Origin of the sequence: Legionella santicrucis (genome assembly GCF_001468135.1) — a bacterium.
Classification (GTDB): domain Bacteria; phylum Pseudomonadota; class Gammaproteobacteria; order Legionellales; family Legionellaceae; genus Legionella; species Legionella santicrucis.
The window spans coordinates 144404-171038 of record NZ_LNYU01000054.1 but is presented as its reverse complement, the minus strand read 5'-3'; the positions used below and the strand labels follow the sequence as shown (position 1 = coordinate 171038).

Sequence of the window (26635 nt, the reverse complement as noted above, 5' to 3'; positions counted from 1 at the left end):
CAATTATTTTCTGCATTCAAAAACAATACTTTCGTCTTTTTCATCAGGTGGCGCGTTTCGGTCAAATCCTTTAACCATCCGTACATTGCTAAAACCAACCTCAGTAAGCAAATTGTGCAAGAAAGAAGAGTTTTGATAAATGCGAATTTTATATTCCTCTACCTCTGTTTGAATCACACGGTTGTTTTCAATCAACTCGTATTTGCCGATAGAGTAACAAACCTCTTCATTGAGCATGGCTAATTGACTTAATACGATGAGAGTTCCATCTTCTTTGGGCCATCTTGAGCCTCTCCATATACCTAATTCATTAGGAACTGCATAGCGTGTTTCTACTTCAAATACAAAAAGTCCTTTATCTTCTAGGTGCTCATAAATGATTTTTAAGGCTTTTTGGATATCCGCCTTTTCAGTAATGAGACAAAATGAACCACTGGGTATAAAAATCAAAGAGTACTTCTCAGATTGATTTAAATCTTCAATAAAACCATACCAGACTTTTGGATTAAGATTTTTGCTCCTTGCTTTTGCATGCAGTCGCTCAAGCATCGGTTGACTTGCATCAAAGCCCTGAACATCAAATCCTTCTTCAGCCAAAGGCAATAAAAATCGACCCGTACCACACATAGGCTCTAAAATGGTGCCTTTAGCCTCTACAGCATAGCTTCGGTAAAAAGAGTACGCATCTTGTGGCACATTGGGTTTACTTAAATCATATACTTCAGTACACAGGCTCTGATAGGTATCTAGTTTTTTCATGGGTTCCTCTTTAAAATCCAATACCATTAAATATTCATCATAGAAGGTATCATTAATTTTAAGTGCTTTAGGTTCAGTACCATAAATTCGAAACCCTTGCTTTTGATAAAAAGCGCGGGCCACAAAATTGCTCGTAACACAGGTTAAGTGCAATTGAGTAACGCAGGTTTTTGCATGTTGTATCAGGGTCTGAATTAATGCTGTTGCAATACCTTTCCCTCTGTATTCAAGACGAGTATACATACCCCAAAGTACACCACGGTGTTTGGTTTTAAGTGAATTAAGCTTATAGAATCCAGCACAAGACACTAATAAATCATCAACAAAGGCACCTAATACGTATCCTTTACTTAATCCATTTTGAAAATCAGTATCGGACATTAACGCTTCCTCGTCATAAGAAGAGCCAAAGCTTTCTGGTGAGTTGGCCAGAGCCTCTAAACGTATTTCTTTCCATATATTCCAATCCGCATCAAACAATTGTCTAATCTTCACAATATTATCTCCATGACGGTGACAGGATGTCCTTTAAATTCATCCATGCCAATCGTGCGCCAACCAAGACGACTGTAATATTCTGGAATGGTAGGATCAAAAGCAAAAAGATAAAGATTTTTAAACCCTAATGTTTGGGCTTCTTCTTTTACTCGAAGAATAAGCTGTCTTGCAATACCTTGTTTTTGATGGCCTGGCGCTACCACTAACGAGCCTAGCCAGGGAGTTAGTTCAGGACGGATCCCATCATTCACGCGTAAAGAGCACATCCCAACAGGTTTATCTTCATCAAAAGCAACAACAGTGAGCGGTAACTGCTCGATGTTTAAATGATTTCGTAAATTTTCTTCTACACGCGAAGTGGGCACATCAGGAACCCAAATTTTTCCTAATACTTCATGCCAAATCTTAGCAAGCTCTGGAATGCAATCGGAGTGATGTTTTAGATAGGCTATCGTTATCATCTTAATACCTGTAAAAATGAATTATTCCTCTTGGCAAGGCGTGCCTTGATGAAACACCATTTGCCAACGGTTGTGTTTGTATTGCCAGAGCGAAGAACGTAAGGAACTTTTTGAGGCAACAGTAACCTTATAAGTTGCCAACATGACTTCGGGCGACACCTCTAATACTGAAAAGTCATTAACCATATAACTTCGTGACTCTTCTTCTGGAAGAGAATCAAGTAGGTCGTTCTTATTGTAAATTGAACCAGAGGCCCCATACTCGATAAATTTATCAGCAATCAGTAGCTTCAGTTGGGTAATCGATTTTCTCGTTTTCGGATTTAAAAGAGAAGTCTCTAGCTCATAAATCAGTTGGTGTTCTTGTTTCATAGCGATATCCTCATCAAATATCTGGGCTTGTGTTATTCACCATCGAGAAACAGAGCCAGTCCAAAAAAACAAAACGCGGTTTTGAGTAATGCTCTTTACTTAATTTTTGAATTGCTTATTGAGGTAAATAACGCATTAAGTCAACTTTCTTGAGATCGCAATCGATCTAGATGATGAATAATCAATGAATTCACCACTTGTTTATTAAAATCAGGACAAAAACGTGGATAATCACGTTCAAGACCATAAGACCATTTTTCCAAACGTTCATGATCATATTCGATCATGTCTTCAAACAAGTAATCTTCTCCATAAGTTTCTTCACAATGAAGGCCAACTCCTCCATCATAAAGTTCTCCTGAAGGCATGCGCAATGCAATGTGCCAGCACTCTTCATGGGATTTCATCATCACAAAAACAATATGCACTTTATCCTGAAAGCGGTCATTCCAAGCATCAAAAAATAATTTAGCAAACGCGCCACAAGGACCATAATTAATCCTTGGTGTTTCTTCATGAAATCCCAGCAATTGATTTATATCGTTTTTTAAATCATTTAAAACTGTAATTTCTTCTGCATTCACTCATAACTCCCGTAGTATTAAGCTACTTTTTTGATTAAGACACTTTATGTTTAAGCTGAATTTATTGTACCAGATAAATTTCAATTCGTTCTTTACCTTTACCCACATTCGACCTTTTTAACGTAATATAACCCACTTCAGCGGTTGATTTTACATGTGTTCCACCACAAGAAACCTTAGAAAATCCTTCGATTTCCCAATAACGCATTTGACTCTTCTCATCAGAAAATCCAGTGTGAATAAGCATATCTTTTGCAATAATTTGATTGTATTCAAACAAAAGAGAGTCAAAGATATCCGAAATATTGTGCTGATAGCTAAAATCAATTCTAGCCTTATGCTCAGCAATATGAGCACCTATTTTTTCAACGGGCAGCATTCTTTGGACAAGCTCTAAGATTAATTCAGCAGCAAAATGAAGGCGCATCAATTTATAACGACGAACAAAGTCAATTTCCATAAGGACAACATCGCCTTTAGAAAGTCCATGCTCCGCAGGTAATGTATAATAAATCAAGTGATCTTCTATTTCAGAATGAGTGACTATCAGGCCGTTCACGCGGACTGTATCACTTTCCTGACCACCGGAAAACGAAAAACCAATAGTCTCTGCAAAAAGTAGTCGATTCTCATTGACTGACACCACTTTAGTCATTAATTGGCGTTGATAGGGATTATCCCAGAATATTTTTTGCATGACTTACTCTCTAATCTTTACCACCATCCCATTTGTTAGCTGTTTCAATGTTTCAGGAGATAATGAAAACACTGCATTGGGCGTTCCTGCTGCAGCCCAAAGAACTTCATGGCATAACAAATCTTCATCAATAAGAACCGTATCAATAACGTTTTTATGGCCAACGGGAGGAACTCCACCAATCGCAAAACCAGTGATTTCTCGTGTAAAATCTGCATCAGCTTTCCCAATAGGTTCATTGATGAGACTAACAATCAAGCTCTCATTCACACGATTAACACCACTTGCTAATACTAATACTGGCTTGTTGGTTTTTTCTGTGCAAAATAGTAATGACTTCACAATTTGAGCAACACCACATCTTAAAGTATCAGCAGCATCTTTTGCCGTGCGAGTGCTCGAATCAAGTTCTTTGACCTCACACGATATCCCTTTTTGAGATAAAAAATCTTGTATGATTTGCGCGCGTTTACTTAACTTTTTCTCTTTATTCATCGCTTATCACCATCCCATCATCGCCACAAAGAACACTTTCTAGTGAGCTCTGTCACTACGTCCCAATCCCCAAACAAGACAATGCCATAATAAATCAGATCGTTCTCTTTAACCTGTGCCGTTCTTTCAATTTGCTCTTGATAGGACCCAACAGTCATCGTATCGGTAAAATCATTAAAGAGAACATTTTTTGCTAAAGCATTCTGGCGTAATGTTCTAATTTTGTTGGAATTCTCACAAAGAATTATAAAAGGGATTTCTGAAATATACGGGTGAGAGCCTCCGTCTGCATCTCGATAATCGGTTAAACGCAGTTCTTCTGTACCAATCACAGCGCCTAAACCAATACACATATGAGCAAGTGCATTCATTACTTTGCCAGGCTCGATACGTTTGTTAAGCACTGCAACCAGTTTGTTTTTAAAAGGGTGTTCAACCATACAATCCTCCACAATCTACTTCACAATTCGTGCGTTATAACGCATAATAAACCAGTATATACTTGTGCGCTAAAACGCACAAGCTTTTTTTAATAAGGGACATAATGCAAGAAATTTCAAACCGCATTGCAAAAATACTAAAATCATTAAGACAAGATCGAGGTTGGAGCTTAGATAAAACAGCGCTTGAAACGGGCGTTTCTAAAGCGATGCTTGGGCAAATTGAACGCGAAGAGTCAAGCCCAACGATTTCTACCCTATGGAAAATTGCGAGCGGCTTTCAAACCTCCTTTTCATCGTTTATTGAAGACAGTCTGGATGATTCAACCAATCCTATTTATAGAACAGGGCATGCTGAAACTTTGCATCCAGATGATGAAAAAATACGAGTACTTCCTCTGTTTCCTTTTGATGAACAGCTACATTTTGAATTGTTTGTTATTGAGTTATTGCCCGGATGCGAACATCTTTCACCTCCTCATAAACATGGAGTCATTGAGCATGTCATTGTTGTGGATGGAACCATTGAAATTTTGTTAGGTAGGTTCTGGAAATCACTTTCCAAAGGAGAAGGACTGCGTTTTAATGCCAATCAACCGCATGGCTACCGAAATCCAACCAATGAGCTATCGCGCATCCATGATATTATTCATTACCCACCTCAATAGGAGTTCCCTTAATCGGTTATGGCACATAAAACAAAGGGGTTAATGCCATAGTTTTTAAGTCATGAAGCCATTCATCCCCTGGCTTTCCTCCTGGAGCTGTTTCTTCAAACCAGTTGTATTTACACCAGAGGTAGATATCTAAGCTTTTCATTTGCGAAAAATGATTCACTTCTTTTAATTCTTCTGAGCTCAATGGCCGGATTTGCCTATATCCTTCTATAAACCATTCAAACAGTGGTTGCCAGAGAGGCCATGGTTTATTGCATAAGTCCAAAAAAGGTTTGGCAATATCGGCAAGATACCAATGATATACTGGCTCATCAAAATCAATCAGATGAACGCTCTCACCATCATAAAGCACATTTCCAGGACGATGGTCCCCATGGGTTAGGCCAAAATTAGATGAGTCGATTGAAAAAGTTTTGAAGCGTGTCGTAATCGTTTCATATAAATCCTGAATCAAGGACTCTTCTTGACGCGCATAATCCAAAGTCTCACGCCACAAATCTTCCCAAGTTAAAAAGTGATGTTTCTCTGCAACATAACTTTGCGAGGCTTGATGCAATAGCCCTAGAGCCCTTCCCCATGTTAGATAAGCTTTTTTATCTGAATAATCAAAATGCATGATTTGCCCTGGTACCTCCCGGCAAACATGAACAAAAAATTCCAAATCCTCTTGGTGCACAGTTTCAACATCATTTCCTTCTTGAGATACCACCGGTTCACAAATAGGCGTACCACACAAAAATAAATACTTCTGAAAATCAATGGCACTCAAAAGTTCGCGAGCTTTTCGTATTTTTTCATGCGTCATGCGTAGGTAAAATCCTTGTCCATTAGATTCAAATCGATAAACACAGTTAATTTGATTATTGATAAGCTTAAGATGGGTAGGGTTTTTTACCCATTTTTGCGCCGCATGGTTCGCTGTTGTATCCGTAATTTTTTTTAACGTGATCTCCCAAATCATGCTTGAATACCTTTGTTGTTTAGATAATCAGCCCTGGATAATCGATAAAGCACATGTCGTCTCAAGGGACTATTAGGCTCCAATTTGGGATGGTCAAAATCATCCTTGGTATTGTGATGTAAACCAATTTTTTCCATAACACGTCTTGAAGCTAGATTATTCACTGTTGTAAATGAAACTACTTCGGGAATATTTAAAGAGGTAAAGGCATAATGCAAAACTGCTTTTGCTCCTTCCGTAGCATAACCCTGATTCCAATGTGTTGAGGAAAGTCTCCAGCCGATTTCAACAGAGGGAGTAAAGTCCGCTTCAAAAGAAGGGGTCATTAACCCTAAAAATCCTATCATTTCCCCTGTACTTTTCAGTTCAACAGCATACAAAGAAAATCCCTTCTCTTTATAATGTGCAATAATCCGCTCAATGCCTGCTTTTGTAGCACTCTTACTCCCTATTCCTGGTAAAAATTGGCATACTTTTTTGTCTTGATCAATAAGTGCCATAGGATCAAGATCAGCTTCCTGCCATGTTCGTAAAATCAGACGGGGAGTTTCAAGAATATTCATGGGACCCTCTATAAGTAAGCATGTTTATCATGAGTAGGTAATTGGGATCTTCACTGTATTGCGTGGGAACAAAACCAGCCTTTTGATAGCACGCTATGGCTTGTTCGTTTCCAATTTGAGGATCAACGACAACGGCTTTAAATCTGTAGAGTTGTTTTGCAATAAAATGCCTTATAATTTGTCTACCCAACCCTACTCCACGACACGATGGCTCTGCAATAAAAAGGTCGATACCAGCCAATTGTTCAGGTGTAGCCTTGTCAAACAAGGAAGCATTATGTCCTGAAATTCCTTCGGGTAAATGGTCGGCAAGACAGTAATATTGAATAAAACCAATTGGTTTTTGATCCAAATAAATAATAAAACTCGGGACTGGATCCATGCCTTCAATGCGGGGTAAGTACTTTGCCCTAATATCTTCCAAAGAAAACTGTTGATTTCGTGCATACCCTTGTTTCACTGTAGGCTCTGCAAACCATTGGGTCATTAAGTTCAAATCTTTTTGACTCAATGGTTTAAATTCCAGATTCTGATTTTTACTCCCATAAACTAAGGAAGTCCAATCCAAAATACAACGCGCTGACTCCTCTGCTGAAAGGAGGCTCACATCTAGAGTCATTTCATACGGCTCTTTGCTAAAATAAACGTCTTCTTCAAACAATCTTTTTGTAATAAGCGCCTCATCTTGTGTTTTAAAATAGCCTTTTCTATCTGAGTCTTTTAAGCGTTTAACAAGCTCTGCACCATTACAAATCAGTCGGATAGGAACAAACACAGCTCCCCGTTTTTGAGCAACGGTTTGTACTTGATTAAAAAATTCCTGATGCCAAGAATTATTCGCTAAGAGCTCATAGGTAATAACAAAGCTCGCTTCTTTAGAGCAAACCGCAGTCATCGTATCAAAAATCACATCACGAGCTTTGTTAAGCGCTGCCCATCCTTTATCATCAAGAGACCAAAATACTTGAGCATCGTTACCTAAAAGTTTTAGAACCGGATCGATCCAAGCATGGTGATGCGCTAATCGAAACTGAGGGGCCAGCGTTGTAATTGCCTCGCCTATGGTTTTTTTACCGGTACCTGCAATACCCATCAAGAGTATTATCATATTCGTCGGCATCATTTATTAAAATCCTGTCACAATACTTTACTCTTCTTTATGTTTAAGCACACGCATCAAGTGCGCCACATCATATGGGCTACGGAGTTCAATGAATTTCACTTTTGGATATTGGTTCTTTAAGACATTTAATAAAGGGTTAATCCGTTGTTCATAGTTCCACATATAACTTAATAGCGACCATCGGACCGTTTCATTGCAACCAGCGGCTCTATCATCAATTTCTGAAGCCTTATAAAACAAGCGCTTAAATACCCGCCAATAACATAGCCACTTGGGTAAATTAAAGTACAAGCACATATCGGCTTCGCGATAACGTATCTCAAATGATTTGCTGGAATTACCATCAATAATCCAGCAAGGCTTAGCAGCTAATTCTTTTTGGAGTGACAAAAAATTCTCATATTCTCGTGGCACCCAATCGGCAATAAAAAAATATTTATCTAAATGGAACAATGGAATATTTAGACTCTTTTGCAACATAACAGAAAAAGTGGACTTGCCACTTCCTGGTCTACCAATAATCATGATACGTTGTAACTTTATCATTTCATTCAGAGTTTAATTTACAGTTTTCTTTTCTTATAGATGCAAATGATTGTTGTATTCATCCGCTACACTATCTAAAACGTTAAGTAGTCTGTTCTTCACTTAACTGTTTAAGTACAGTTTTTATCGTGGCATGAGAAAAACCTCGACCACTTAAGAAACGAGCCAATTTTGTATTTATTGCCTCATCTGTCTCATTCTTAAATCCACGCATTTTTTTCCGAGCTTCATCCAGGGCGCGAACATCTTCCAGTTCAATATGTTCTAAGACTTGCTCAATCACTTCTTCTTTAACGCCCTTCTGTTTTAATATTTCTTGAATAAAACGGTTTCCTTTATGGATATAACGGGCACTTAATGATTCAGCCAAACGATTATCATTAATTAAATGTAATTCCCGAAGGCGAGCTAGGGTTGCATGAATCTGAGCATCTAACTCGGGCACATGCGAAAAATCCCTCTCCAATTGCCTTATGAGTTCTATTTCACTGCAATAATGATTCGAAAGATATTTTATTGCTGCATCGATGAGTGTATTCATACTAAAGTTCTACTATAAACCACAATTTTATTTTTGCTTTTGCCAAGACAGCCTGATTTATTTAGAATACCATTATAACAGGAAAATATTGAGTCTTTTATGCCAAAAGAAGGAAAGGCCAGAGTCTTAAGTGAAGCGGAGTTTAAGCGACTGCTTATTGTTGCCAAAGATGGGCAATTCGCTATAAGAAATAGCGCCCTTGTGTATTGTTCTTTTGGTCTTGGATTGCGAGTGAAAGAAATCGCCTCTCTCACTATTGCAGATGTAGCCGATTACAACTATCAATTACTTGAAGAGATTTGTTTGAAGCGCTCAATGACCAAAGGTGAAAAGCAACGTTACGCTTATCTTGCCAATGAAAAAATCCGCAAAGCACTCCAAGCACATCTCGATACCCTAAAACATGTTGCACGAGACAAACCCTTATTTCAGACCCAACGTAAAAGTCGCTTTACACCCAATAGTTTGCAAAAATGGTTCAAGTCACTTTATGATAAAGCAGGAATCATTGGGGCAAGCTCCCATTCTGGTCGACGTACTTTCATTACCCGATTAATTGAACAAGGCGCGGATATTAAAGCAGTCTCACGTCTTGCAGGTCATGCTAACATTGTGACTACCGCAATTTATGTTGAAGACAATCCTGATCGCCTAAAACGCATTGCTAATTTGGCTATTTTCTAAATGACGCTCTGGTTTATTACTTTACCCTGGTTACACTATTTGGATTTTACCTACAAAGAAGTCTACCATGAGGCACGCTTTGAGAAAGACAAACGCTATTATGTGCTTCGTCTAGAGAAAGATTTACTGGATGATTGGACAATCACCGCCATTAATGGAAGAATAAAATCTAAGTTGGGACAAAGAAGAACATTAGCTTTTTCAACGTACACAAATGCGTTTGCTCAATTCTTAAGCATGATAAAAATCCGTTATCAGCATAATTATCGACTTAAAACTTTGTATAGTGAAAATATTTTTTCCCTTCACAATATGCTGTTTCTTTTAATATCACAAAAATATACTAATAAAACCAATACCAAAAGGAAGAAAAAACCAAGGTCCGAATTGAGTCAAAATAATTGCTCCACGACTGTTCACAACAACTTATCTCATACAACAGCATTCCAACTTGACTTACTTTTTAATTTCTAAAAGAAAAGTGGTTATTAAATAATCAGATCGATTTAAGCACGCTTTAATAGTGATTAGAAAGAAGATGATCTTTTGCCACACTTTACCATTCGACGTAGTCCAATCGTCTCTTGAAAGTAAAATTTGGAGGTCGTTTTTTTCCGGTATACCAGTAAAATTATAACTACAGGCTCAAGGCAAACAACTTCCAATTTTTCCACATAGTTATCCACTAATTTTGTGAATAAAAAATAGCCCTACCCTTCCACCTTAAGATGGGCCATTAACCAATCTGCTTCCTCTAAAGAGTCAAAACTTATCACCACCCTACCTTTTCCTCCATCATTAAAATGCATGTTAACTTTTGATGAAAGTTTTTTCGACAATTGTGCCATCCAATCTTTCGTTTTTTGTTCAAATTGATGATTTAGAAAAAACTCCTGTTTATCTTCTGGCCTATTTAAGCGCTGAACCAATTTTTCAGTTTCCCTAACAGATAAAGACTTACTAGTAATTATTTTTGCTGTTTCTACTTGTTGTACATTCGACAAACTTAATAAAGCTCTAGCATGTCCCATTTCTAATAATCCCGTTTTTAACATTTCTTTTACTTCATCTGTGAGAGTAAGCAATCTAAGAAGATTAGTAACCGTTGTTCGAGATCTACCTAAAGTTTCAGCAACTTCACCATGCGTCATGTAACACTCTTCTATTAATCGCTGTATAGCTTGCGCTTCTTCCAATGGGTTTAAATCTTCTCTTTGAATATTTTCAATTAAAGATACTGCCATCCCATTTGCTTTATTGTATTTTCTAATGATTGCAGGGATTTTTTCTAATCCAACTATTTTAGCTGCGCGCCAACGCCGTTCACCTGCAATAATTTGATATTCATTCCTATTATGATCTATTTCTTTGACAAGAATAGGCTGTATAATCCCATGCTGCCGAATTGATGAAGCCAATTCTTCTAGTGAAGCATCGCTAAAAAACTTTCTAGCCTGATTTTGATCTGGATAAATTTTTGATAAACACAGATCAATTGCTTCCAAGGACTGGAGCTCATTCTTTAGATTGATTGGTTCAAAGGCCGGAAATTTCATATTAAACCGCCTCCATTTTAATTGGCTTCTCTAAATAATGTTGCTTTAATTTTTCTTGGGCTTCTAGAACAAATTTCTGCATGTTTTTAACATGCTCTTGGTTATCTCCAGCTTTAGTATATCCTGATAGTTTTTCCCAATGATTGAGTTCTGCCTGTAAAGCGAATAATTTCTTTTCCCACTCAGCTTCATCATTAGATGCTTTTTCTTGAGAAACTTCTGGCTTAGGTTCTTCCTTAAATTTATAATCGTGTTTTAAGGCGCTAATAAAATATGGGATAGGATAAAAACCTGTCCGCTCTTTTTTTGCATATTTCTTGGTATAGTTAATCTTCTCTTGAATATACTCTTCTGAGTAGTTATTTATAATATTTTCTAATATTGACTCATTTAATATGCCAAAAGTTGATTTTATTTCTTTATGTATCTGCTCATTTTCACGATCAATACAGCTGACTTCTGATATTATTGTATTTTTTTTGTTCTTAACTAGAACCTCAAATCCAGTAATTTTTCTACCAACTCTTATTGGATCCAAGCTAACAGCAAAATTAGCTCGATCATTAACCTCTTCTAATGAGGGCGAAATGACATTTCTTGTAAGTTCCCGCATACTTGGATATTTATCTTCAGGAACTCCTAAAATTTTTCTAAATGTATCTAATGAAATAATTTTATTTTTTTGTAAGTTAATAAACCGTGTACTATTTTCATAAAGAGCATGACCATATTTCGATTCAAATTCAGATTGCAGATCAACGTCGATTGTACCGTATATAGATGGATTAACTAGTAAATCAAGCATGATTTTATGAAAAGAAAAATTGATGGTATTATCTTGATAGAACGTAGGCGCACCATGTAAAACTCGTAAATTTAAAAACGAGATATCTGTAGGTACCTTATCTTTCAATAAATTCCATTCTATTTTTAATGATGCCAACCCATCAATGGACTCTTTTAGATATTGGGTATTATTACTATTAAACTTGACTGCTTTTAACAGCTTAGAAAAAGGCATATTACATTCGACAGCGACCGAATTTTGATGGTTATTTATGCGACCATCTCCTTTTATTGCTTCATACAAAAGCACATTGACAATTTTCCGTTGCAATACACTCATTAAAGAGTATGCATGAATAATTGTTACATGTTTACGTATTGTTTTTTCAGCGAACATTACCCATTCCGTTTGGCCTTTTTTCTTATTTTTTCCTCATCATTCTACTCAAAATAGCAGCGCGTATTATGGCAGTTTGAGGGCCTCTTATATCAGGATATTCCTTTACAACTTCATTTCTCATATCAGAAAAAAAACATCGTTGCTTAAATGTCATATAAATTTTATCAAATACGAAATTTTCACTATTCCCTTCTGCATTGAGTACCATTTCTTTGTAATCAGGATTTTCCTTTAACATTATGATGGCTTCGTTTACCCAATCAGTTTTCTTTTTTAAATTATATTTTTCAGAATTTAACAGAATTTCTCTGAGTGACTCTTTAATTTCTTTATTAATAGTAAATGTAATAATTTTCTTATCGTCTTCATTATTATTGAGTTTCAGCTTATTCATTTTAATCACACTTCCTGAGCAATTAGAGGAATTATTTTTTTAAAGCACTCCTCAACTGACTTACCATTATTCCATTGGACATTATTGCTTAACATATTCATTTGCTCGACGATGCTCTCGTGTAGAATGTTGCTTGAAACTAAGGCATCAAAGATAATTTTGGCAATATTGGGTTTTACCTTACCTAAACTAACATTTAATTGTTTACGTCCTCTTATTTCTTTTTTTGTAACTAACGAAAATTCAAGTTCTTTTTTTAGCTTTACAATTGCATCAAAGGATAGATTTTCTATGGCTGCCTTTAAGAGAACTTGTTGATGTTCTGCGTTTTCAACTGAAATAATTAATTCAATTAATTTTACATTCTCTATTTTTCCTTCAGCAATCGCCTGCTTTATCTCTGGACTAGCTTGCAAAATCAGAATATATCTTCGAGATTGTGTTATAGACATTCCCGTTAAATCACTTAATACTTTTGATGTTATTTTCTCGCTATCACTTTTTTCTTTATTTTCGTTTAAATACTCTTTAACAATAGCCTCAATACTCGCAACTCTTTCAGCCAGAGATAAGTCTACACGCTCATTATTCTCAATCCACTGTAGAACTCTTAACTTTGAACCAACAGGTCGTTGACTTGCAATTCTTGCTATAATTTCCTTTTTACCGGCAATCGCTGAGGCCAAGGTTCTACGTTCACCAGCGATTAAACGACATTTGTTCCCAAATCTGTATACAAATATGGGGTTAATTAACTGATCATCTAGTATAGTTTTTGCTAATGACTCAAGCGATTTCCAATCATTTTTCTTTTTTGTATATTCAGGATCAGAGGGATCTATTCCATTTATTGCATCATGAAGTGTTAGTGCTAGTTCACGATTGTTTTCCGGATCAAGTTCTATTTTATCTAAGGACAATACTTCTATTGACAGTTCCCCAGCATAATCATTGGCAATTGCCAGTGTTCTTGATATGGCATCCTTTGTCTCTCCAGTTTTAACTGAATTCAGTTTGAATTTACTAACCATAGGAAGCCTCCTTTTCTTCTATTTTGTTGTATACATTATGAAATACCCTGTCATATACATAAGAGCACCATTTCTCACTTTCAATTCTAGCGAGATGTGTTTGTGGTAAGTTAAATACACAATTAGGTTTTGCATCCTCTACTACCAATTCTGAATAAATGGTTCTTTGGGCTATAGGAGGTAATAACCATTCTTCTGATTTTTCTATTGAACGCAAATCATTAAGGAACTTAGTATGTACTGCTGTTTTACGAACTTGGTTAGGTAAAATTCCCGCTATTTTAATAGTATCGTCTTTCACTCTTCTAAGTTGCTCTTGTGAAATTGCTTGGATCATGCCTATGGTTCCATTAATACCATATTGTTCAAGTTCAGTTGGCAATAGTCCATGAGTTGCTGCTCGCAACCCTGCCATTGTTAGTGGGCCAAACTGTGGATTCGTATCAATAATAACAAATTGGTAATCACTGTGGGTTGATAGCATTTCGGTAAATTCTTTAAGACGATTTATAACCTTTTCTTTTACATCAACTTTTAGAACACGTTGTGCATCTTCCAATAATGAAGCAAAAGAAGGAAAACAATGTAAATTGTCAACCCATGTTGGATATGGATAAATAGATTTACCTATGAATATATCTGCAATACTACTAACTCCATCCCAATGAGGATCATCTTCTGGTAAGTTGTTTGGATCCCACTCTGGATGTGCTTTAGGCATGTAACCAGTTGGGTGAGCTGGATCTCTTGTAGTCGGAATTAAGCTAGATGAAGAGTTGCCTTGTGGGTCTAAATCGATAAAGGCCCCTTTCATGTTTTTACATTTAGCTAGATATTGTGCAAGAGTGAGAGCAATAGTTGATTTGCCAATCCCTCCTTTGTTTCCGGCTGTTGTAATTACTTTCATCCATCCCCCTTTGCAATAAGGTGCTTTGTACTATTTTTTTAGACTAACTTTATTGAAACAAATTTGCAAGCGGTAATTTGTACTATTCATCTTAATTCTAAAAAAAGGAAAATATATATCTTTTTTCTTCTATTCATAAGTTCATCAAATAAAAACATCATAACCATATGATTTTAAATGATTTATATAAGAGCTATTGTGTATTTATTTGGGATTGATAGTGTAGGTTTATGAGTTTTTGTGTGTAGTAATATGGGGATTAATGGGACTTAAAATTTCATGTGTGGCTTTATGGGAGGTCATGGTGTAGGTATATGGTAATGGTGTAGCTTTATGGGGTGTTTTTAGCTTTTATCCACATTTTCTAATGTCGGAAACTTCTGACAGATACTGGATTTTTACTCTAGTACCTTTAAAATTTTGATTAGTATCTCGCATTGTGAATTTTTGTAAAATAATTATTCCAGCGTTTTGTGCGCGTTTATACTAACCGCCCAACTATCAAATAGATGTGTTTATCTTGAAGACAGAGTAATATTGCAAAAGTTACATTAAATTATACTTTTTGCATTTTTACGAGTAAGTTATTGACTTATTTTGATAATATCCTAAATTCGAGAATGGATATAAGATAATGTTATTTTCATGTTTTAGATATCATTTTTAATTGTAATAAATTACTTTCTATAAATAGAGCATCTCATTATCTGATGAATGACGGCTCCTTTAGTAAGCTAAATGTCAAAAATAAAAGAACTGTTTTCCCATCTGCGCCAGTGTATATGATTAATTCATATTTAGAATATTGATTGTTAAGCAATATATGTTGGTAATATTAGTCTTCGTATAGAGTTATCTGTTTTATCTATCTTTACCCATGGCGAAGAATATATTGTTTGGCTGAGATTTGTGTTTTTGATTAAGTGGACAAATCTTTTTTATAGCTATGCGCTTATTATCAAGATAAATGGTTGTGTCGTTTGTTATTTTTCAATAACCTATTTAACAATAGTCCTATATCTCTCAGGGCATTATATTAAATCTTTTATTTTGATGGAATAGATGGATTTCTCTACTAAATTTATTCTCCTAATTTAATCAGGCTTTTTAATGTTGAAGCAATGGCTATTACATTAATCCTAGAAAAAGCAGTTCAATCGTAACGTGAGGCTTTAGTGTGCTAAATTTTAAAGGGTTTGTGATGCTCTTAATTGTCTTTGATATTTTTTTGTTTTGGGCCGTTTGAATTTTATTAAATTTAATCCTGGATCTGTTTTAATGGCACTTTAAATTTCACGGGACCACTGTTATGGATTATCGATTTAATAAATTGTCCCCGGGGGATAATATCGTTAACTCATTGATTATAAATAATAAAAATATAATTAATTCTTTAATTAACGGTTGTGGAATGGTGTAGATTTATGAGAAAGAAAATTCTAGAGTAAATTGAAGAAGATTAACAAGAAAGGATTCTAACTTAATCGGAAAAACATAAATCTCAATAACTTAAGTGATTAAATATAAAATTTGGGAGGAAAAAACTTGAAGAATCATTTATTATACAGGGCGACATCCATGTTAATTATTTTTTCTTAACAGCAATACATTATAATTAAAGGTCTGAAATATTGGCAACTTATCATGGGTGATGCAATTGTGGCTGTAACGTAGAGGAATTACTATATGACTATTATTGATGCAAGACCTACCTGTTTTTATCATCCGATAAAAGTCATTTTTTTAGATGATAACAGAGCATTTTTGGATGCGTTAGATTTAGAATTTGGCCAAAAGTTTAATATACTAACACTTACAAGCTCAGATATGGCTTTTCATCTTATTGATAACGATTGTCAAGATATCACCCAATCAATTTTCAAATTAATGAATGATGTGAATTTAGATACTACTAATGATCGAGTTATTGGCTTTGATGTTAGTAACATGTTAAATCAGCTTTATCATAAAGCAAGGTTTGAGAATGCACCATTGTTAGTTGTGGACTATCAAATGCCCGGTATTAACGGAATTGAATTTTGCAAAAAAATTAAAGAGAAAAAAATCTTTAAAATTATGCTAACGGCTGAAGCAGATAAAGATACTGCGATAAAAGCTTTCAATCACGGTTTAATTGATAAATTTATACTCAAGACAAGTGAAAATCTATATCCAGAAATTACATTAGCTGTGGATGACCTAACTCAGCGCTATTTCAGAGAGTTAACAAAAAATATAGTTAATGCGTATGAAAACTCCATTAATAATTTATTTGATAATGAATTATATCAAAAATTATTTGCTAGTGTTCTAATACAAGCACAGGCTGTTGAGTATTATCTAGTTGATAACTCAGGTAGTTTTTTATTTCTTGACAAAGACGCCAAACCTACATGGCTTATCCTTAGACACGTAAAAGAGCTGTCAGATCAATTAGATTTAATGCGGGGATATGAGCTACCCGAACAGACCATGGCCGCTGTTACAAAAAAAGAGAAAATATTATTCTTGTTATCAGAAAAAGAATATAAAAAACCAATAGCTGAGTGGATTAACTATTTATTTGATGCGCAAAAGCTAGATAACAATTACTACTACAGTATTACCAAAGATCATTTAACTGATTCTATAGATTGGGGAAGGGTGGTTTCATATTCCTCATATCTAGCAGAGAGATAATTTGTCACAATTATTCATTAAAAAGAGATAAAAAATAATTTTCAATCTTTGAAGTTTGCTCACGTATAGCGCTCATAGAATATAAAAATTTTTCCATCTGCTTTTGGTTAATATCGACGGTATCCATTGACTGTGAAATTGTATTCATGAAACTCGAAGCAGATTTTGTCATGCTGTTGATGATAACAATTGAGTTTAAAAAATCGTGTTTTAATTTATCTTTATCCGTAGAGTTCATGTTGAATTCCCGTGTGCAAATTGAAAAGGTGGCTCTTTACCAACAATTGTTTTAATCCATGGCACTTGGCGAAATCGATCTCGCGAATGGCCAGTGGCAAGATGAACGTCAATAAACCCCTTATCAAAAAGGAGTTTTGCGCAATCCTCGCCTCTAACATTGTTTCCTAGATCTGAGTCAATATAAATAAGAGTATTCTTACAATAATTATTTATTTCATTTACGAACTCATCAAATGACGAATAGGTTGAAATACTTTGTCCAGCCTCTTCAGCCGCAAAGATCCAAGTCATTCGCATCATTTCATCATCATCAATAAAAACCACCGTATTTATAAGTTCTTTCTCTGGAGTCTCAATAATTTTAATATAAGGTACATAAGATTTTGGTATGATTTTAACGCCAATATTTTCACATCGATTTCGTATAGCAATATCTTCAAAGCAACTGGTAACTAAAATAGCTTTACCATTTAAATTAAGCTCTTCAATCACATCTAAACCATTTTTAATATCAGCGAGCAACTCATAATCCACTAAATATAATATTGGAGTTTTTGGATCAACTTTATACTGAACTAAGTCGATCGCGTTATAAAAATGAAACATTTTAACGTGTGAAATATTTGAAAACCGTTCATTCCATGCGTCATGGATGGATATATCGTCATCTAATACGACAATATTAGTACCATACCTAATATTCATTGAGTCACAGAACCAACTAGGGGGGTTAGACCTAATTAGAGTGATATGAATTTTTGTCCCAACTTTTTCTTCAGAGTGAATATGCATTGAACCATTGATCTGCTCTAAATATTGTTTAGCATAAGATAAACCAAAACCAGCACCAGTTTTCTTATTAAAGCTAAATCCTTGCTCTGTAACCTTTGGCAAGATATCGGGAGGAATGCCGCAGCCATTATCTTCAATAATAATTTCGACATGCGTAGTATTGCATGTTAGAGAGATAATAATAGAGCCATTAGAATTAACTGCCTCAATACCATTATTAATGAGATTAGATAGAACGCGCTTAAAAGAATCAGGGTGTATCTTAGAAAAACAATTATATGAGTGGTCGGACCCAAGTAAGTTGATTTGGATTTTGGTTGCGTAATATTCATATCTTTTTTCTGCAACGATATTATCTAAAACTACAAATATTAATTCTGGAGAATTATTCATATATATTTCACTACTTTTACAGTCAAGCAAATTATTTTTAGATTGTAAGAGTAGGTTATTAGCAATATCATTGATTCTTTTAGCTGCATTTCTGATCATAATGCGTTTATTTTCAGGAATCGATGTTACATCTGATAGTGCGGTGTTTATTGCCGCTAATGGTGATCGGATATCGTGAGCAACAAGCTCAGCAATATTTTTTCTTACCTCGTAATAGGCTTTTTCTTTCTGTAAATTGATTATTTCTCGATGTTCATCAATAAATTTATTAGCAATTTGTCTATATTCATTAATTTCAACTTTTGCAAAATCAACAGCATTATTACTTTGATGTGATGAAATAAAATCAAGCAAGTATTCGGTATTGTTTGCTATTTTTTTTCTCATAGAAAGGAATAGAAATAAGAAATTAAAAAGAAATATTCCAAGTACGATCAATAAAATTAACAAAAGCCCATAGGACACTGGCAAAGTATAGATAGAATTATATTGCTTACTTGCAACCACCGAGCCCAATATCTTTTCATCATTTTTAATTAATGTTATACCGGAAATTTGCCCATTATCTTTTTTGCATAGAAGGTAATTATTTTTGCTGTTTTCTTCGCAAGTACCTACATCTTCAATTTTATTTTTTAAAGGAACAAATTTTATTGAGTCTAGTTTGCGTTCATTACCTAAATTGTATAGGACTAAATCAAGAGCATCCTTATTATTAAGAAGCTGATATCTACCAATTTCATCAGTGGTAAATGAGTCATTAATAATTAAATTTCTGGAAAAGACACTCATCTGATTATGAAAATAATCTTTTGCAAGCATGAGTATAAATCCAAAAATAATAAATTGGATTAGAGCAGAATATGCCATTTTCTTGATAAAAATTGCTTTGATTGAAGAGCTTTTATTTTTCATAAGCATATCCATTGCTATTAACTGATAAAATAACGTAATTGGTCGATCGATAAAATTGACCATTATTTAAATAAGCCCCGGTAATGCCAATATAATCAGTACTTAATATGCTGTTTGTATTGACGATACCGGTTCTATTCAATGCTTTCAAAATAATCTTCATCGAATCATAAGTGTATGCTGCCAATACAGTGGGTTTTTCATGGAATTTTTGAATATAAATATTTTCAAATTTAGTTAAAGCATCATAGGGCTGTATAAAATCTAAATTGCGGATAAAATGAGAGTGAATTACTTTATCATTTAGTCGCATAAAAAATGTTTGACTAACTGAAGAACCAAAGTTTTCTGTGCCAATAAAAACAGTGCTATGGTTATTCATAATATTGGCAATTTTTGCTGATGCTATTGCACCTGACAATAAAAAAACATATTGATATTTTCGTTCATTCAAAAAAATGCTCAATTTTCCCTCTATATCGCTGTCATTTTCTAGAAAATCAAATGTAGAATATTGTACGTGTTCCTTTTTTAGAATGCTGGAATACACTTCCTTATACTTTAGCATCTCATCACGGTTAATTTCCGTTATAAGCAACACGTTGTTTATATTTTTATAGCGCTCATGTAAGTAGCTCATCATTTTTTCAGCTTGGTAATTATAGCTTGGCATAAAGATAAAAATATTCTTAGGTAATTGATCAGAGTTGGTGGTGCTAGCGTAGGAAGTAAAAATAGGAATGGTGTCATTTTTCTGTTCTTTTACAGCTAATAACAAGTCTGATAGATATTCAAACCCAATAATTGCAGAGCAAGAGTCATTTACCATTTGATTATAAATATGCATTGGCTCCAATGGTCTGTTATTATAAAAATAACTCTTAATCACAACTTTGTTAGAGAGATCATTTTCTTCTTTGGCAAGATATGCTGCATTTAAAAAAGACTGACCATATGATTTTAAATTTTCTACAATCCTACCGGTCAAACATATTTTAATTTTAGATTGTGCGTGAACAACAGGGGATATTAGTATAGAAAACAATAAGATGATTGCCTTAGAGCTATTTAATAAATTCATTTAAAAGCTCACTAAAACGATCATTCTCTTCTAGATGTGGGTAGTGAGACGATTTATTGAAAGTTATAATTTCATGAATGTTCGACAATGCTATTTGGTGTCCGTTCATGACAAAATCGTGAAAACCATTTATCCATAATTTACGTATTTTAAGCTCATTAATATTAACAGAAAAATTGGCTTCTTTTGAATAAAGATCTTTTCTTACACTGATAAACGTGTTCATATCCAATGGTAGATTGATCTTTTTCTGTGCATTTTGAACCAAATTATAATATTCTAAATTGGCCCAATATAAATAAGGTCTGTCTTTATTTTCTTGGAAAACTGGAGTTAATTGTTCTGATAGTTCCCAGATTTTATTAAGGTCAAGATTATTAATTTCATTTAATATTTTGTTATATAACTCTAAATTACTTTTTTTCAGATAGGATAGGTCTAGCATTAAATTATTCAAACGAGGTGTTAGTATTGATTGAGCGGTAGAAACAAAAACACCAGGGATGGTCGACTCATAATTTTTGTAGTAATCAAAAAGAAGTTTTGCACCATAACTATGTCCAATCAAAGCATGGATGTTAAGATTAAAATGGTCATCAAGGTATAGAATTATTTTTTGCAAATCATTTATATTATCTTGCTGTAATACTAACTTTTTAATTTTATTAGATTTACCGCAATTTCGTTGATCATACAGAATAATATTGCACTGGAGAGAATTAAATAAATTATGATGATCAATAAGATACTCTATGGTTCCACAATTGAGACCAGGGCCACCATGAATGAAAAGAGCATAAGGTAGACTCGAGCTTTTAGTAAATCTGATTATATAAAATTCTTGATGTGGCAAAATATCTTTTTTGTAAGCTTTCATTAGTAATTATTTTCTCGAAATATTCTGCGGATCCATACAATTGGGGCTGCAAATTTAATGGCGGTATTTTTTATTTCTTTTTTCACTAATGTAGTTTTTTCATTTAAACAAACTAAGTCATAGCGAGCTGGTTCTTGTCCATGCCTTAAGATCCTGACAAATACTTCATCATTGTCCGCAATAATAATACAATCTTTGCCAATGGCACTCTCAATGTTGTTGACTATTATACCGCCAACATAATTCCCAGGGTATAAGAGAGGGATCATGCCATCATCTTTTATAACGGTGTCAATAGAGTGTTGTAGTTCTCTGAATAGTAGTAATTCTTTAGCTATGTGGCTTTCGTCACCCTCTTGGATATCTAAATCTTTTGTGATTTTTGTGGCATTTTTACCAATGCCATGCATTAACCATGATTCTGTGCAATAAATATTTAACTCTTTAGCTCGTTTAACGATTTTTACAGCCCCCTGCTGGGATAAACCTCCTCCCCATGCTAATTCCCATCCTTTTAATGATTGAGCAGTAAAATTAGAATCGCGACAAAAATCTTCTCGTGTAAAAGACAGGAGATGCTCGCGTATGAATCTTATTCTCTTGCCCCGAGACTCGGGGGATGAAACATTGTCTATTACAGGATTGCTCATATTTAAATAATTCAGTCAGGTGCATGTTTATTCTATGATATACCAAAATGGTTAATAAATCTTCGTAAGAATTTACCAAAAAAATAGTATAAAAAACATCAAAATACAATGCGTTATAGCATATTAGGTATGACAAATCATTATAAATTTACCTTAATGGTAAAAAAATTATTGTAATTTTTACCATTGGCTGATAGTCTTATCTAATAAATTAGATAAATAAAAGGATTTGTTGATGAAGTTTGATGTTGAGTTATACATTAATGCTAGGAAACAAATAGAAAAAAAGTTTCAATTATTACCCTATGGTCCTAGATTAATTATTTATGAACTATTAAATCTTGCAAATCCTCTTACGGGAATTGTATCTGACATTAGTTATCGTGATCTATCAAGATCCTTAGAGATTAAAACCGCTCCAGGTCGAATCAACAGTGGTGTTCCATCTAAGCAAACCATCAGAAATTTCATAAAGTCTATAGAACATGAGTGTAGCGAATACTTTCAAGTTATAACTGAAGGGCAAAATTTAAAATTTATATTCCCAGAGGTCCCTAAGATCTATAATCAATTGATTATAAAGAAAGAAGTTAACACAGATCTTAATTCACCTAAATCCCTTATAGATTCTGATAGAGAAGGAGATTCAGAGGGAAAATCTAACATAGAAGTTAACAGAGAAGCTAACACACTAAAGAGCTCTGCAAAGAATATTAATATATTTAATATAACTAACTCAAACAAACAAACTGAAATTGCGAGCAATGATTTTTGTTGCAGCAAAAAACCAATTTGCGATGACTTTTACCCAAACACAAAAACCATCGAAATGGCATTTTCCATGGGACTAACCAAAGTAACTGACAAAGAAGAAATTCAGGCGTTTATCAAGCACAACAAAAAACAAAACACTCTATGGGCTGACTTTAATCCAGTATTCATTAACTGGCTTGAGCGAGATGCCCAATACATGCAAAAACAACTACAAAAGGCACAAGGACAATTAAGGAGTCATCACAATGAGCGTGGTACAAATCAAAGCACTCTTAACCAAACAGCACTTGAGCGAGTCAGCGAACATCATGGCATTTCAATCGACTCACTCTGGGACACCTCAGGCAATGAACTCAACTCCGGTTCATTTATCGAAGGAACACTTGTCCAGCCTCTGGATGAAGCTGACTGCAATATACGGGCAACTTTTTATCAGTAAGCATGGAGTGAATGATACAGGAGTTTGGTTTGCTGCACTTAAAGATTTAACTCCAAAAGCATTAGACAGTGGTGTGGAGCGATTAATGACATTGAGTAAAGGCGACAAGTTTTGTGAATTTCCACCCAATTGCCTGCAGTTTCGAGCTTTGTGTCTTGGCTTTTATAGTGATTTGCGCCTGCCTTCTGCTGCCGAGGCGCATAGGGAGGTTTTAAACAGCGCTTATTCAACGAACCCAAACTGGAGTCATGCAGTGGTTAAATTTACTGCCAAAAGACTGGGGCTTAAATTTCTGGAAATTGATAATGAAGGCCATTCTTTTGCAGTATTTAAAGAGGCATATGAACGGGTATGTCATTTAATGAGACAAGGACACCAGATCCCGGAAATTAAAGAGAAGGTGCTGTGCACTTTGCCTCAATCAAAAGACATTGCAACAACACACCTTGCGAAAATTCGCCAGTTATTGGGAGTTGCATGATGAAACAAATTCCATGTTTAAAACTGTTTACAAAGGAAGAGCTGTACTGTCTTTTAAACGCCTGCTCTGAGTCATTAGCTCTGGCCTATCAGGAAATCCCTGAATGCGATTTCTGGCACATTGCAATGGAGGCACGATTGGCATGCGAAGCGCTTCGATTCGAGATTGATTCACAAAAAAAAGAATATTCAATTCACTAACCAATAAAAGGAACACAGCATGTTAATACTTACACGTAGAATAGGCGAAACCGTACTAATCAATGATGACATTTATATCACCGTGCTCGGTGTTAAGGGTAATCAAGTCCGCTTAGGGTTCGATGCACCACAAGATGTAATTATTCATCGTCAGGAAATACATCAAAAAATTAAAAAAGAACAATCTCTGTTTTTAAATAAGCCTGGTCAGTGGAAGGAAGCACGGGGCGTACAGACTCATTAACCATTCAAATCACCATACTAACGAGTTAAGGGAATAATATGAAACCATGCATTAACCAGATACAAAAGGCAATTACCACTTTAGCTTTAACTGGATCTTTTGCCCTGTTGGTGAGCTGTGCTGCAACATCAACAGTGATCGAACATCGTAACTTAGAAACAGATACAAAACTCAGCCAAACGATTTTTCTTGATCCTGTGGCTCAAAGTCAAAAAACGATTTACATCACAATTAAGAATACTTCTCAAGAGTCATTATCCATTGATAAGTCACTAAAGCAGGCATTAGAAGAACATGGCTATAAAGTGGTTGGAAATCCATCCAAAGCCCATTACCTGCTGCAGGCCAATATTCTTAAGGTGGGAAAAATGAGCGCGTCTGCAAGCCAATCCGCGCTAGGTGGCGGGTATGGCAGTGCATTGGCAGGGGCAGCAACAGGAACTGCACTGGGTGCATTAAGCGGTCATTCAAGCACCATGATTGGTGCAGGTATTGGTGGGGGAATTATTGGTTTGGCTGCAGATTCTCTAGTCAAGGCAGTGAATTACACGATGATTACCGATGTACAAATTTCTGAGCGCGTTGGAAAAGGTACTGTTCATGAGCAGTTTAATTCCAACCTTCAAAATGGCACTGCATCTGGAACCACACAGACATTGAGCAAACACAGTGATTACCAACGCTATAGAACGCGGGTGGTATCCAATGCCGATAAAGTCAATCTGAGTTTTGCAGAAGCACGACCCGCATTGGAACAAGGTCTGGTAAAAACATTAGCGGGCATTTTTTGATGCAGCCTGATTAGAGCTTCATGAAAAAAGTGCATAGGATTTAAAAAACAATAATGAGTTAAAGAGGGAATAGTAATGAGAATCAATGTAATAGCAGGACTTATCATCACCGCACTGGGTTCACCCTGTGCTGTTGCAACCAGTTCGAATCACTACGATTTAGAAAGACCAATTTTTGATACGTCTTATCAACTCAACCAGATTGCCAAAGAAAACAATTCCGATTTATGTTCTGGAGATGTCGCAATTGCTGCAGCCTACCTGGAATCAGCAGGAGCCCAATTGCAGCATCATAAAAAAGACAGTGCAGTTGTTTCTATGGCTTATGGATACAATGAATTAAAAGCAATCAGCAATGTAAGAAGCTACTGTACACATTTATCACCGAAGGTAAAACCCTATCTTGCACGAGTTATTGTGATGAAAAGTGAACTTGAGAACATCAACATACCAGAAACAGACCAAACATCGGACTAATTTTAAAAGCTTAAGTTCATAACAAAAATAAAAGGAGCGCTCAATGAACCCAATTAAAACACTCATGCTGTCGATGACCCTCATCGTTGTGAGTGGAGTTATTCATGCAGAGCCCACAACACTGCCTGAAAACAATTTTAAGATTAATCAGAATCTGACTGCCGTTTCAACTGAAAATGATGAACAGGATGTCGAATATTTTAAACACATTCTTTCCAGTGGAGCGCTTTTTACGCTTTTGCTAGCAATGGATAAGGAGGTTCCTGACATAGCAAAAGCAGTTGAGTATGTGGCTTTGTTCAAAAAACTGGATTCTGCAAATCACCTACTGACGCAAATTTTAGTTGAACTTAAAAAGAACAACCACCTATTAAGTCAAAGCATGCTTGATAAAGGAGTAACCATGGATGGATAAGCGCTCTTTATAAAACCACAAAAACACGATTCATTAAATAAAAAGAATAAAAAATGAGCACAAATTGGGGCTCAGGGGGATTTTTTTAACCAAAAAAGGAGAATGTGATGAACTATAGAACAGCAATGAACGATTTGAGCATTAAAGGATATCTGTATGCCAGGCAGCTGCTCCCTTTTTTAATGATTGGTTTGGCACTGTTGTGTTTGATGCCAGACTCCTGTTTTGCTGCTGAGAATCGGCTTTCTGGATTAAAAGAGGAAGTAAAGGCAACCTTTGGAGCGGATTCAGATCTCCCTTATTTTCTTTTGTTAGCAGAAGGGCTTGCAGGGGCTTATGCCTACATCAAAACCAAAAATATCGCAGTCCTTGCGGGTGTTCCTGTATTGATGGTGTTTACTCACTGGGCATTGAAATAATGGCTCGCAACTACCAAACCTTTATGCTCTCTGATGAGCCTAAAATTGCGGGTATTCCTGTTACCACAGGCCTGCCCATTTTTTTACTCACGGGAATTGGGCTTTTAACAGGACTTGCCTATCAGCTTTTTATGATAGGCGCAGCCCTAAGCGTTGCGATGCATATCAAGTATGGAGGACTGCCTCTGCGGAGTCTGTTTGCCATCGTATACTGGTCGCTGCCTCACAGGTTAACGTCCCTTGTATTTCGAGCTTTTCCCGATTCTGCCAACCGAATTTATATCAGGTGATTT

35 protein-coding genes and 1 pseudogene are annotated in these 26635 nt (G+C 35.4%); 13 read left to right on the top strand and 23 right to left on the bottom strand.

The genetic code is table 11. From position 1 onward, the window contains the following. Window positions 1-3: 3 nt before the first annotated feature. The 8 genes and pseudogenes from Lsan_RS22995 to Lsan_RS11905 all read right to left on the bottom strand — a co-directional run bounded on the left by Lsan_RS22995 (window position 4) and on the right by Lsan_RS11905 (window position 4306). Complete coding sequence (locus tag Lsan_RS22995; RefSeq protein ID WP_029489094.1) at window positions 4-759, bottom strand: class I SAM-dependent DNA methyltransferase; 756 nt, start codon at window positions 757-759, stop codon at window positions 4-6. Between the two features lie 42 nt (window positions 760-801). After that, window positions 802-1254 (bottom strand): annotated as a pseudogene (locus tag Lsan_RS22990) (N-acetyltransferase family protein); the annotation flags it as partial. Next, entirely contained in the window at window positions 1251-1718 is a 468-nt protein-coding gene (locus tag Lsan_RS11930; RefSeq protein ID WP_014845035.1) for a GNAT family N-acetyltransferase, read from the bottom strand. The pseudogene Lsan_RS22990 and the gene Lsan_RS11930, both read right to left, overlap by 4 nt. A 21-nt stretch (window positions 1719-1739) precedes the next feature. Next, on the bottom strand, window positions 1740-2090 hold the full coding sequence (locus tag Lsan_RS11925) for a nuclear transport factor 2 family protein (protein ID WP_014845034.1): 351 nt from the start codon (window positions 2088-2090) through the stop codon (window positions 1740-1742). A 140-nt stretch (window positions 2091-2230) separates the two neighbouring features. After that, window positions 2231-2674, bottom strand: a complete 444-nt coding sequence (locus Lsan_RS11920) for a hypothetical protein (protein WP_014845033.1) — start codon at window positions 2672-2674, stop codon at window positions 2231-2233. 61 nt (window positions 2675-2735) lie between these two features. Beyond that, a complete protein-coding gene (locus tag Lsan_RS11915; protein ID WP_014845032.1) occupies window positions 2736-3371 on the bottom strand; it encodes an alanyl-tRNA editing protein in 636 nt (211 codons plus the stop codon). A 3-nt stretch (window positions 3372-3374) separates the two neighbouring features. Next, entirely contained in the window at window positions 3375-3866 is a 492-nt protein-coding gene (locus Lsan_RS11910) for a YbaK/EbsC family protein (RefSeq protein WP_014845031.1), read from the bottom strand. 17 nt (window positions 3867-3883) lie between these two features. Then, window positions 3884-4306 carry a DUF2000 domain-containing protein gene (locus Lsan_RS11905; protein ID WP_014845030.1) on the bottom strand — a complete coding sequence of 141 codons (423 nt, stop codon included), beginning with the start codon at window positions 4304-4306 and terminating at the stop codon, window positions 3884-3886. Window positions 4307-4410: 104 nt separating this feature from the next. On the opposite strand from Lsan_RS11905, the gene Lsan_RS11900 reads away from it, so the two are divergent. Further along, window positions 4411-4974 carry a helix-turn-helix domain-containing protein gene (locus Lsan_RS11900; protein WP_014845029.1) on the top strand — a complete coding sequence of 188 codons (564 nt, stop codon included), beginning with the start codon at window positions 4411-4413 and terminating at the stop codon, window positions 4972-4974. 16 nt (window positions 4975-4990) lie between these two features. Here the strand turns inward: Lsan_RS11900 and Lsan_RS11895 are convergent, their stop codons facing one another. The 5 genes from Lsan_RS11895 to Lsan_RS11875 all read right to left on the bottom strand — a co-directional run bounded on the left by Lsan_RS11895 (window position 4991) and on the right by Lsan_RS11875 (window position 8717). After that, on the bottom strand, window positions 4991-5944 hold the full coding sequence (locus Lsan_RS11895) for a phosphotransferase enzyme family protein (RefSeq protein WP_014845028.1): 954 nt from the start codon (window positions 5942-5944) through the stop codon (window positions 4991-4993). Continuing rightward, window positions 5941-6507 (bottom strand): GNAT family N-acetyltransferase, encoded by a 567-nt coding sequence (locus Lsan_RS11890; RefSeq protein ID WP_014845027.1) that lies wholly within the window; start codon window positions 6505-6507, stop codon window positions 5941-5943. Before Lsan_RS11890 ends, Lsan_RS11895 begins: the two co-directional genes overlap by 4 nt. Further along, complete coding sequence (locus tag Lsan_RS21580) at window positions 6494-7630, bottom strand: GNAT family N-acetyltransferase (RefSeq protein WP_014845026.1); 1137 nt, start codon at window positions 7628-7630, stop codon at window positions 6494-6496. The genes Lsan_RS11890 and Lsan_RS21580 overlap by 14 nt, the downstream gene beginning before the upstream one ends. A 24-nt stretch (window positions 7631-7654) precedes the next feature. Then, the gene (locus Lsan_RS11880; protein ID WP_014845025.1) at window positions 7655-8176 is read right to left on the bottom strand and encodes a P-loop NTPase family protein; all 522 of its coding nucleotides are present in this window, start codon (window positions 8174-8176) and stop codon (window positions 7655-7657) included. An 82-nt stretch (window positions 8177-8258) separates the two neighbouring features. Continuing rightward, window positions 8259-8717 (bottom strand): regulatory protein RecX, encoded by a 459-nt coding sequence (locus Lsan_RS11875; protein ID WP_014845024.1) that lies wholly within the window; start codon window positions 8715-8717, stop codon window positions 8259-8261. Between the two features lie 99 nt (window positions 8718-8816). Here Lsan_RS11875 and Lsan_RS11870 point away from each other — a divergent pair, with 99 nt between their 5' ends. Together Lsan_RS11870 and Lsan_RS11865 are read left to right on the top strand one after the other, a co-directional pair. After that, window positions 8817-9401: a tyrosine-type recombinase/integrase gene (locus tag Lsan_RS11870; RefSeq protein WP_014845023.1), complete on the top strand. Its 585-nt coding sequence runs from the start codon at window positions 8817-8819 to the stop codon at window positions 9399-9401. Next, window positions 9402-9875 (top strand): hypothetical protein, encoded by a 474-nt coding sequence (locus tag Lsan_RS11865; protein WP_014845022.1) that lies wholly within the window; start codon window positions 9402-9404, stop codon window positions 9873-9875. A 236-nt stretch (window positions 9876-10111) separates the two neighbouring features. Here Lsan_RS11865 and Lsan_RS11860 read toward each other — a convergent pair whose 3' ends face one another. From Lsan_RS11860 to Lsan_RS11840, 5 genes are read right to left on the bottom strand one after another with little or no spacing between them, the layout of a single operon-like run. Further along, window positions 10112-10906 (bottom strand): ParB/RepB/Spo0J family partition protein, encoded by a 795-nt coding sequence (locus Lsan_RS11860; RefSeq protein ID WP_225316559.1) that lies wholly within the window; start codon window positions 10904-10906, stop codon window positions 10112-10114. Between the two features lie 52 nt (window positions 10907-10958). Beyond that, window positions 10959-12140, bottom strand: a complete 1182-nt coding sequence (locus tag Lsan_RS11855; protein ID WP_014845020.1) for a replication initiation protein — start codon at window positions 12138-12140, stop codon at window positions 10959-10961. A 25-nt stretch (window positions 12141-12165) separates the two neighbouring features. Further along, window positions 12166-12537, bottom strand: a complete 372-nt coding sequence (locus Lsan_RS11850) for a hypothetical protein (RefSeq protein ID WP_010655311.1) — start codon at window positions 12535-12537, stop codon at window positions 12166-12168. 5 nt (window positions 12538-12542) lie between these two features. Continuing rightward, complete coding sequence (locus Lsan_RS11845) at window positions 12543-13568, bottom strand: ParB/RepB/Spo0J family partition protein (protein ID WP_014845018.1); 1026 nt, start codon at window positions 13566-13568, stop codon at window positions 12543-12545. After that, window positions 13561-14475 carry a ParA family protein gene (locus tag Lsan_RS11840; protein WP_010655313.1) on the bottom strand — a complete coding sequence of 305 codons (915 nt, stop codon included), beginning with the start codon at window positions 14473-14475 and terminating at the stop codon, window positions 13561-13563. Before Lsan_RS11840 ends, Lsan_RS11845 begins: the two co-directional genes overlap by 8 nt. Before the next feature lie 1686 nt (window positions 14476-16161). Between Lsan_RS11840 and Lsan_RS11835 the strand changes: the two genes are divergently transcribed. Then, the gene (locus Lsan_RS11835) at window positions 16162-17154 is read left to right on the top strand and encodes a response regulator (protein WP_014845164.1); all 993 of its coding nucleotides are present in this window, start codon (window positions 16162-16164) and stop codon (window positions 17152-17154) included. Window positions 17155-17164: 10 nt separating this feature from the next. Here Lsan_RS11835 and Lsan_RS11830 read toward each other — a convergent pair whose 3' ends face one another. From Lsan_RS11830 to Lsan_RS11810, 5 genes are read right to left on the bottom strand one after another with little or no spacing between them, the layout of a single operon-like run. Then, on the bottom strand, window positions 17165-17392 hold the full coding sequence (locus Lsan_RS11830) for a hypothetical protein (protein ID WP_019350432.1): 228 nt from the start codon (window positions 17390-17392) through the stop codon (window positions 17165-17167). Next, the gene (locus tag Lsan_RS11825) at window positions 17389-19494 is read right to left on the bottom strand and encodes a sensor histidine kinase (RefSeq protein WP_041174156.1); all 2106 of its coding nucleotides are present in this window, start codon (window positions 19492-19494) and stop codon (window positions 17389-17391) included. Before Lsan_RS11825 ends, Lsan_RS11830 begins: the two co-directional genes overlap by 4 nt. Further along, window positions 19484-20575 (bottom strand): ABC transporter substrate-binding protein, encoded by a 1092-nt coding sequence (locus tag Lsan_RS11820; RefSeq protein ID WP_014845162.1) that lies wholly within the window; start codon window positions 20573-20575, stop codon window positions 19484-19486. The genes Lsan_RS11825 and Lsan_RS11820 overlap by 11 nt, the downstream gene beginning before the upstream one ends. Further along, the gene (locus Lsan_RS11815; RefSeq protein ID WP_014845161.1) at window positions 20559-21452 is read right to left on the bottom strand and encodes an alpha/beta fold hydrolase; all 894 of its coding nucleotides are present in this window, start codon (window positions 21450-21452) and stop codon (window positions 20559-20561) included. The genes Lsan_RS11820 and Lsan_RS11815 overlap by 17 nt, the downstream gene beginning before the upstream one ends. Continuing rightward, on the bottom strand, window positions 21452-22102 hold the full coding sequence (locus tag Lsan_RS11810; RefSeq protein WP_014845160.1) for a helix-turn-helix domain-containing protein: 651 nt from the start codon (window positions 22100-22102) through the stop codon (window positions 21452-21454). The genes Lsan_RS11815 and Lsan_RS11810 overlap by 1 nt, the downstream gene beginning before the upstream one ends. Before the next feature lie 235 nt (window positions 22103-22337). Here Lsan_RS11810 and Lsan_RS11805 point away from each other — a divergent pair, with 235 nt between their 5' ends. From Lsan_RS11805 to traL, 9 genes are all read left to right on the top strand, one after another. After that, on the top strand, window positions 22338-23315 hold the full coding sequence (locus Lsan_RS11805) for a hypothetical protein (protein ID WP_014845159.1): 978 nt from the start codon (window positions 22338-22340) through the stop codon (window positions 23313-23315). Between the two features lie 7 nt (window positions 23316-23322). Further along, the gene (locus Lsan_RS11800; RefSeq protein ID WP_223499707.1) at window positions 23323-23796 is read left to right on the top strand and encodes a hypothetical protein; all 474 of its coding nucleotides are present in this window, start codon (window positions 23323-23325) and stop codon (window positions 23794-23796) included. Next, entirely contained in the window at window positions 23793-23996 is a 204-nt protein-coding gene (locus tag Lsan_RS11795) for a hypothetical protein (RefSeq protein WP_014845157.1), read from the top strand. Before Lsan_RS11800 ends, Lsan_RS11795 begins: the two co-directional genes overlap by 4 nt. 19 nt (window positions 23997-24015) lie before the next feature. Continuing rightward, a complete protein-coding gene (csrA, locus tag Lsan_RS11790; RefSeq protein ID WP_014845156.1) occupies window positions 24016-24240 on the top strand; it encodes a carbon storage regulator CsrA in 225 nt (74 codons plus the stop codon). Window positions 24241-24278: 38 nt separating this feature from the next. After that, window positions 24279-25031 (top strand): complement resistance protein TraT, encoded by a 753-nt coding sequence (locus tag Lsan_RS11785; RefSeq protein WP_014845155.1) that lies wholly within the window; start codon window positions 24279-24281, stop codon window positions 25029-25031. A gap of 75 nt (window positions 25032-25106) precedes the next feature. Beyond that, window positions 25107-25508 (top strand): hypothetical protein, encoded by a 402-nt coding sequence (locus tag Lsan_RS11780; RefSeq protein WP_014845154.1) that lies wholly within the window; start codon window positions 25107-25109, stop codon window positions 25506-25508. A 43-nt stretch (window positions 25509-25551) separates the two neighbouring features. Next, a complete protein-coding gene (locus tag Lsan_RS11775; RefSeq protein WP_014845153.1) occupies window positions 25552-25923 on the top strand; it encodes a hypothetical protein in 372 nt (123 codons plus the stop codon). A gap of 107 nt (window positions 25924-26030) precedes the next feature. After that, window positions 26031-26342 carry a type IV conjugative transfer system pilin TraA gene (locus Lsan_RS11770; protein WP_014845152.1) on the top strand — a complete coding sequence of 104 codons (312 nt, stop codon included), beginning with the start codon at window positions 26031-26033 and terminating at the stop codon, window positions 26340-26342. Continuing rightward, on the top strand, window positions 26342-26632 hold the full coding sequence (gene traL, locus Lsan_RS11765; protein ID WP_014845151.1) for a type IV conjugative transfer system protein TraL: 291 nt from the start codon (window positions 26342-26344) through the stop codon (window positions 26630-26632). Before Lsan_RS11770 ends, traL begins: the two co-directional genes overlap by 1 nt. Window positions 26633-26635 lie beyond the last annotated feature (3 nt).

Coding starts and splice junctions, on each gene's coding strand:
- Lsan_RS11850 (WP_010655311.1), bottom strand. CDS start 12,537: ATGAATAAGCTGAAACTCAATAATAATGAAGACGATAAGAAAATTATT.
- Lsan_RS11820 (WP_014845162.1), bottom strand. CDS start 20,575: ATGAATTTATTAAATAGCTCTAAGGCAATCATCTTATTGTTTTCTATA.
- Lsan_RS11875 (WP_014845024.1), bottom strand. CDS start 8,717: ATGAATACACTCATCGATGCAGCAATAAAATATCTTTCGAATCATTAT.
- Lsan_RS11775 (WP_014845153.1), top strand. CDS start 25,552: ATGAACCCAATTAAAACACTCATGCTGTCGATGACCCTCATCGTTGTG.
- Lsan_RS11810 (WP_014845160.1), bottom strand. CDS start 22,102: ATGAGCAATCCTGTAATAGACAATGTTTCATCCCCCGAGTCTCGGGGC.
- Lsan_RS11795 (WP_014845157.1), top strand. CDS start 23,793: ATGATGAAACAAATTCCATGTTTAAAACTGTTTACAAAGGAAGAGCTG.
- Lsan_RS11830 (WP_019350432.1), bottom strand. CDS start 17,392: ATGAACTCTACGGATAAAGATAAATTAAAACACGATTTTTTAAACTCA.
- Lsan_RS11815 (WP_014845161.1), bottom strand. CDS start 21,452: ATGAAAGCTTACAAAAAAGATATTTTGCCACATCAAGAATTTTATATA.
- Lsan_RS11865 (WP_014845022.1), top strand. CDS start 9,402: ATGACGCTCTGGTTTATTACTTTACCCTGGTTACACTATTTGGATTTT.
- Lsan_RS11840 (WP_010655313.1), bottom strand. CDS start 14,475: ATGAAAGTAATTACAACAGCCGGAAACAAAGGAGGGATTGGCAAATCA.
- Lsan_RS11915 (WP_014845032.1), bottom strand. CDS start 3,371: ATGCAAAAAATATTCTGGGATAATCCCTATCAACGCCAATTAATGACT.
- Lsan_RS11805 (WP_014845159.1), top strand. CDS start 22,338: ATGAAGTTTGATGTTGAGTTATACATTAATGCTAGGAAACAAATAGAA.
- Lsan_RS11895 (WP_014845028.1), bottom strand. CDS start 5,944: ATGATTTGGGAGATCACGTTAAAAAAAATTACGGATACAACAGCGAAC.
- traL (WP_014845151.1), top strand. CDS start 26,342: ATGGCTCGCAACTACCAAACCTTTATGCTCTCTGATGAGCCTAAAATT.
- Lsan_RS11780 (WP_014845154.1), top strand. CDS start 25,107: ATGAGAATCAATGTAATAGCAGGACTTATCATCACCGCACTGGGTTCA.
- Lsan_RS11770 (WP_014845152.1), top strand. CDS start 26,031: ATGAACTATAGAACAGCAATGAACGATTTGAGCATTAAAGGATATCTG.
- Lsan_RS11905 (WP_014845030.1), bottom strand. CDS start 4,306: ATGGTTGAACACCCTTTTAAAAACAAACTGGTTGCAGTGCTTAACAAA.
- Lsan_RS22995 (WP_029489094.1), bottom strand. CDS start 759: ATGAAAAAACTAGATACCTATCAGAGCCTGTGTACTGAAGTATATGAT.
- Lsan_RS11925 (WP_014845034.1), bottom strand. CDS start 2,090: ATGAAACAAGAACACCAACTGATTTATGAGCTAGAGACTTCTCTTTTA.
- Lsan_RS11900 (WP_014845029.1), top strand. CDS start 4,411: ATGCAAGAAATTTCAAACCGCATTGCAAAAATACTAAAATCATTAAGA.
- csrA (WP_014845156.1), top strand. CDS start 24,016: ATGTTAATACTTACACGTAGAATAGGCGAAACCGTACTAATCAATGAT.
- Lsan_RS11870 (WP_014845023.1), top strand. CDS start 8,817: ATGCCAAAAGAAGGAAAGGCCAGAGTCTTAAGTGAAGCGGAGTTTAAG.
- Lsan_RS11825 (WP_041174156.1), bottom strand. CDS start 19,494: ATGAAAAATAAAAGCTCTTCAATCAAAGCAATTTTTATCAAGAAAATG.
- Lsan_RS11890 (WP_014845027.1), bottom strand. CDS start 6,507: ATGAATATTCTTGAAACTCCCCGTCTGATTTTACGAACATGGCAGGAA.
- Lsan_RS11930 (WP_014845035.1), bottom strand. CDS start 1,718: ATGATAACGATAGCCTATCTAAAACATCACTCCGATTGCATTCCAGAG.
- Lsan_RS11845 (WP_014845018.1), bottom strand. CDS start 13,568: ATGGTTAGTAAATTCAAACTGAATTCAGTTAAAACTGGAGAGACAAAG.
- Lsan_RS11910 (WP_014845031.1), bottom strand. CDS start 3,866: ATGAATAAAGAGAAAAAGTTAAGTAAACGCGCGCAAATCATACAAGAT.
- Lsan_RS11835 (WP_014845164.1), top strand. CDS start 16,162: ATGACTATTATTGATGCAAGACCTACCTGTTTTTATCATCCGATAAAA.
- Lsan_RS11880 (WP_014845025.1), bottom strand. CDS start 8,176: ATGATAAAGTTACAACGTATCATGATTATTGGTAGACCAGGAAGTGGC.
- Lsan_RS11855 (WP_014845020.1), bottom strand. CDS start 12,140: ATGTTCGCTGAAAAAACAATACGTAAACATGTAACAATTATTCATGCA.
- Lsan_RS21580 (WP_014845026.1), bottom strand. CDS start 7,630: ATGATGCCGACGAATATGATAATACTCTTGATGGGTATTGCAGGTACC.
- Lsan_RS11785 (WP_014845155.1), top strand. CDS start 24,279: ATGAAACCATGCATTAACCAGATACAAAAGGCAATTACCACTTTAGCT.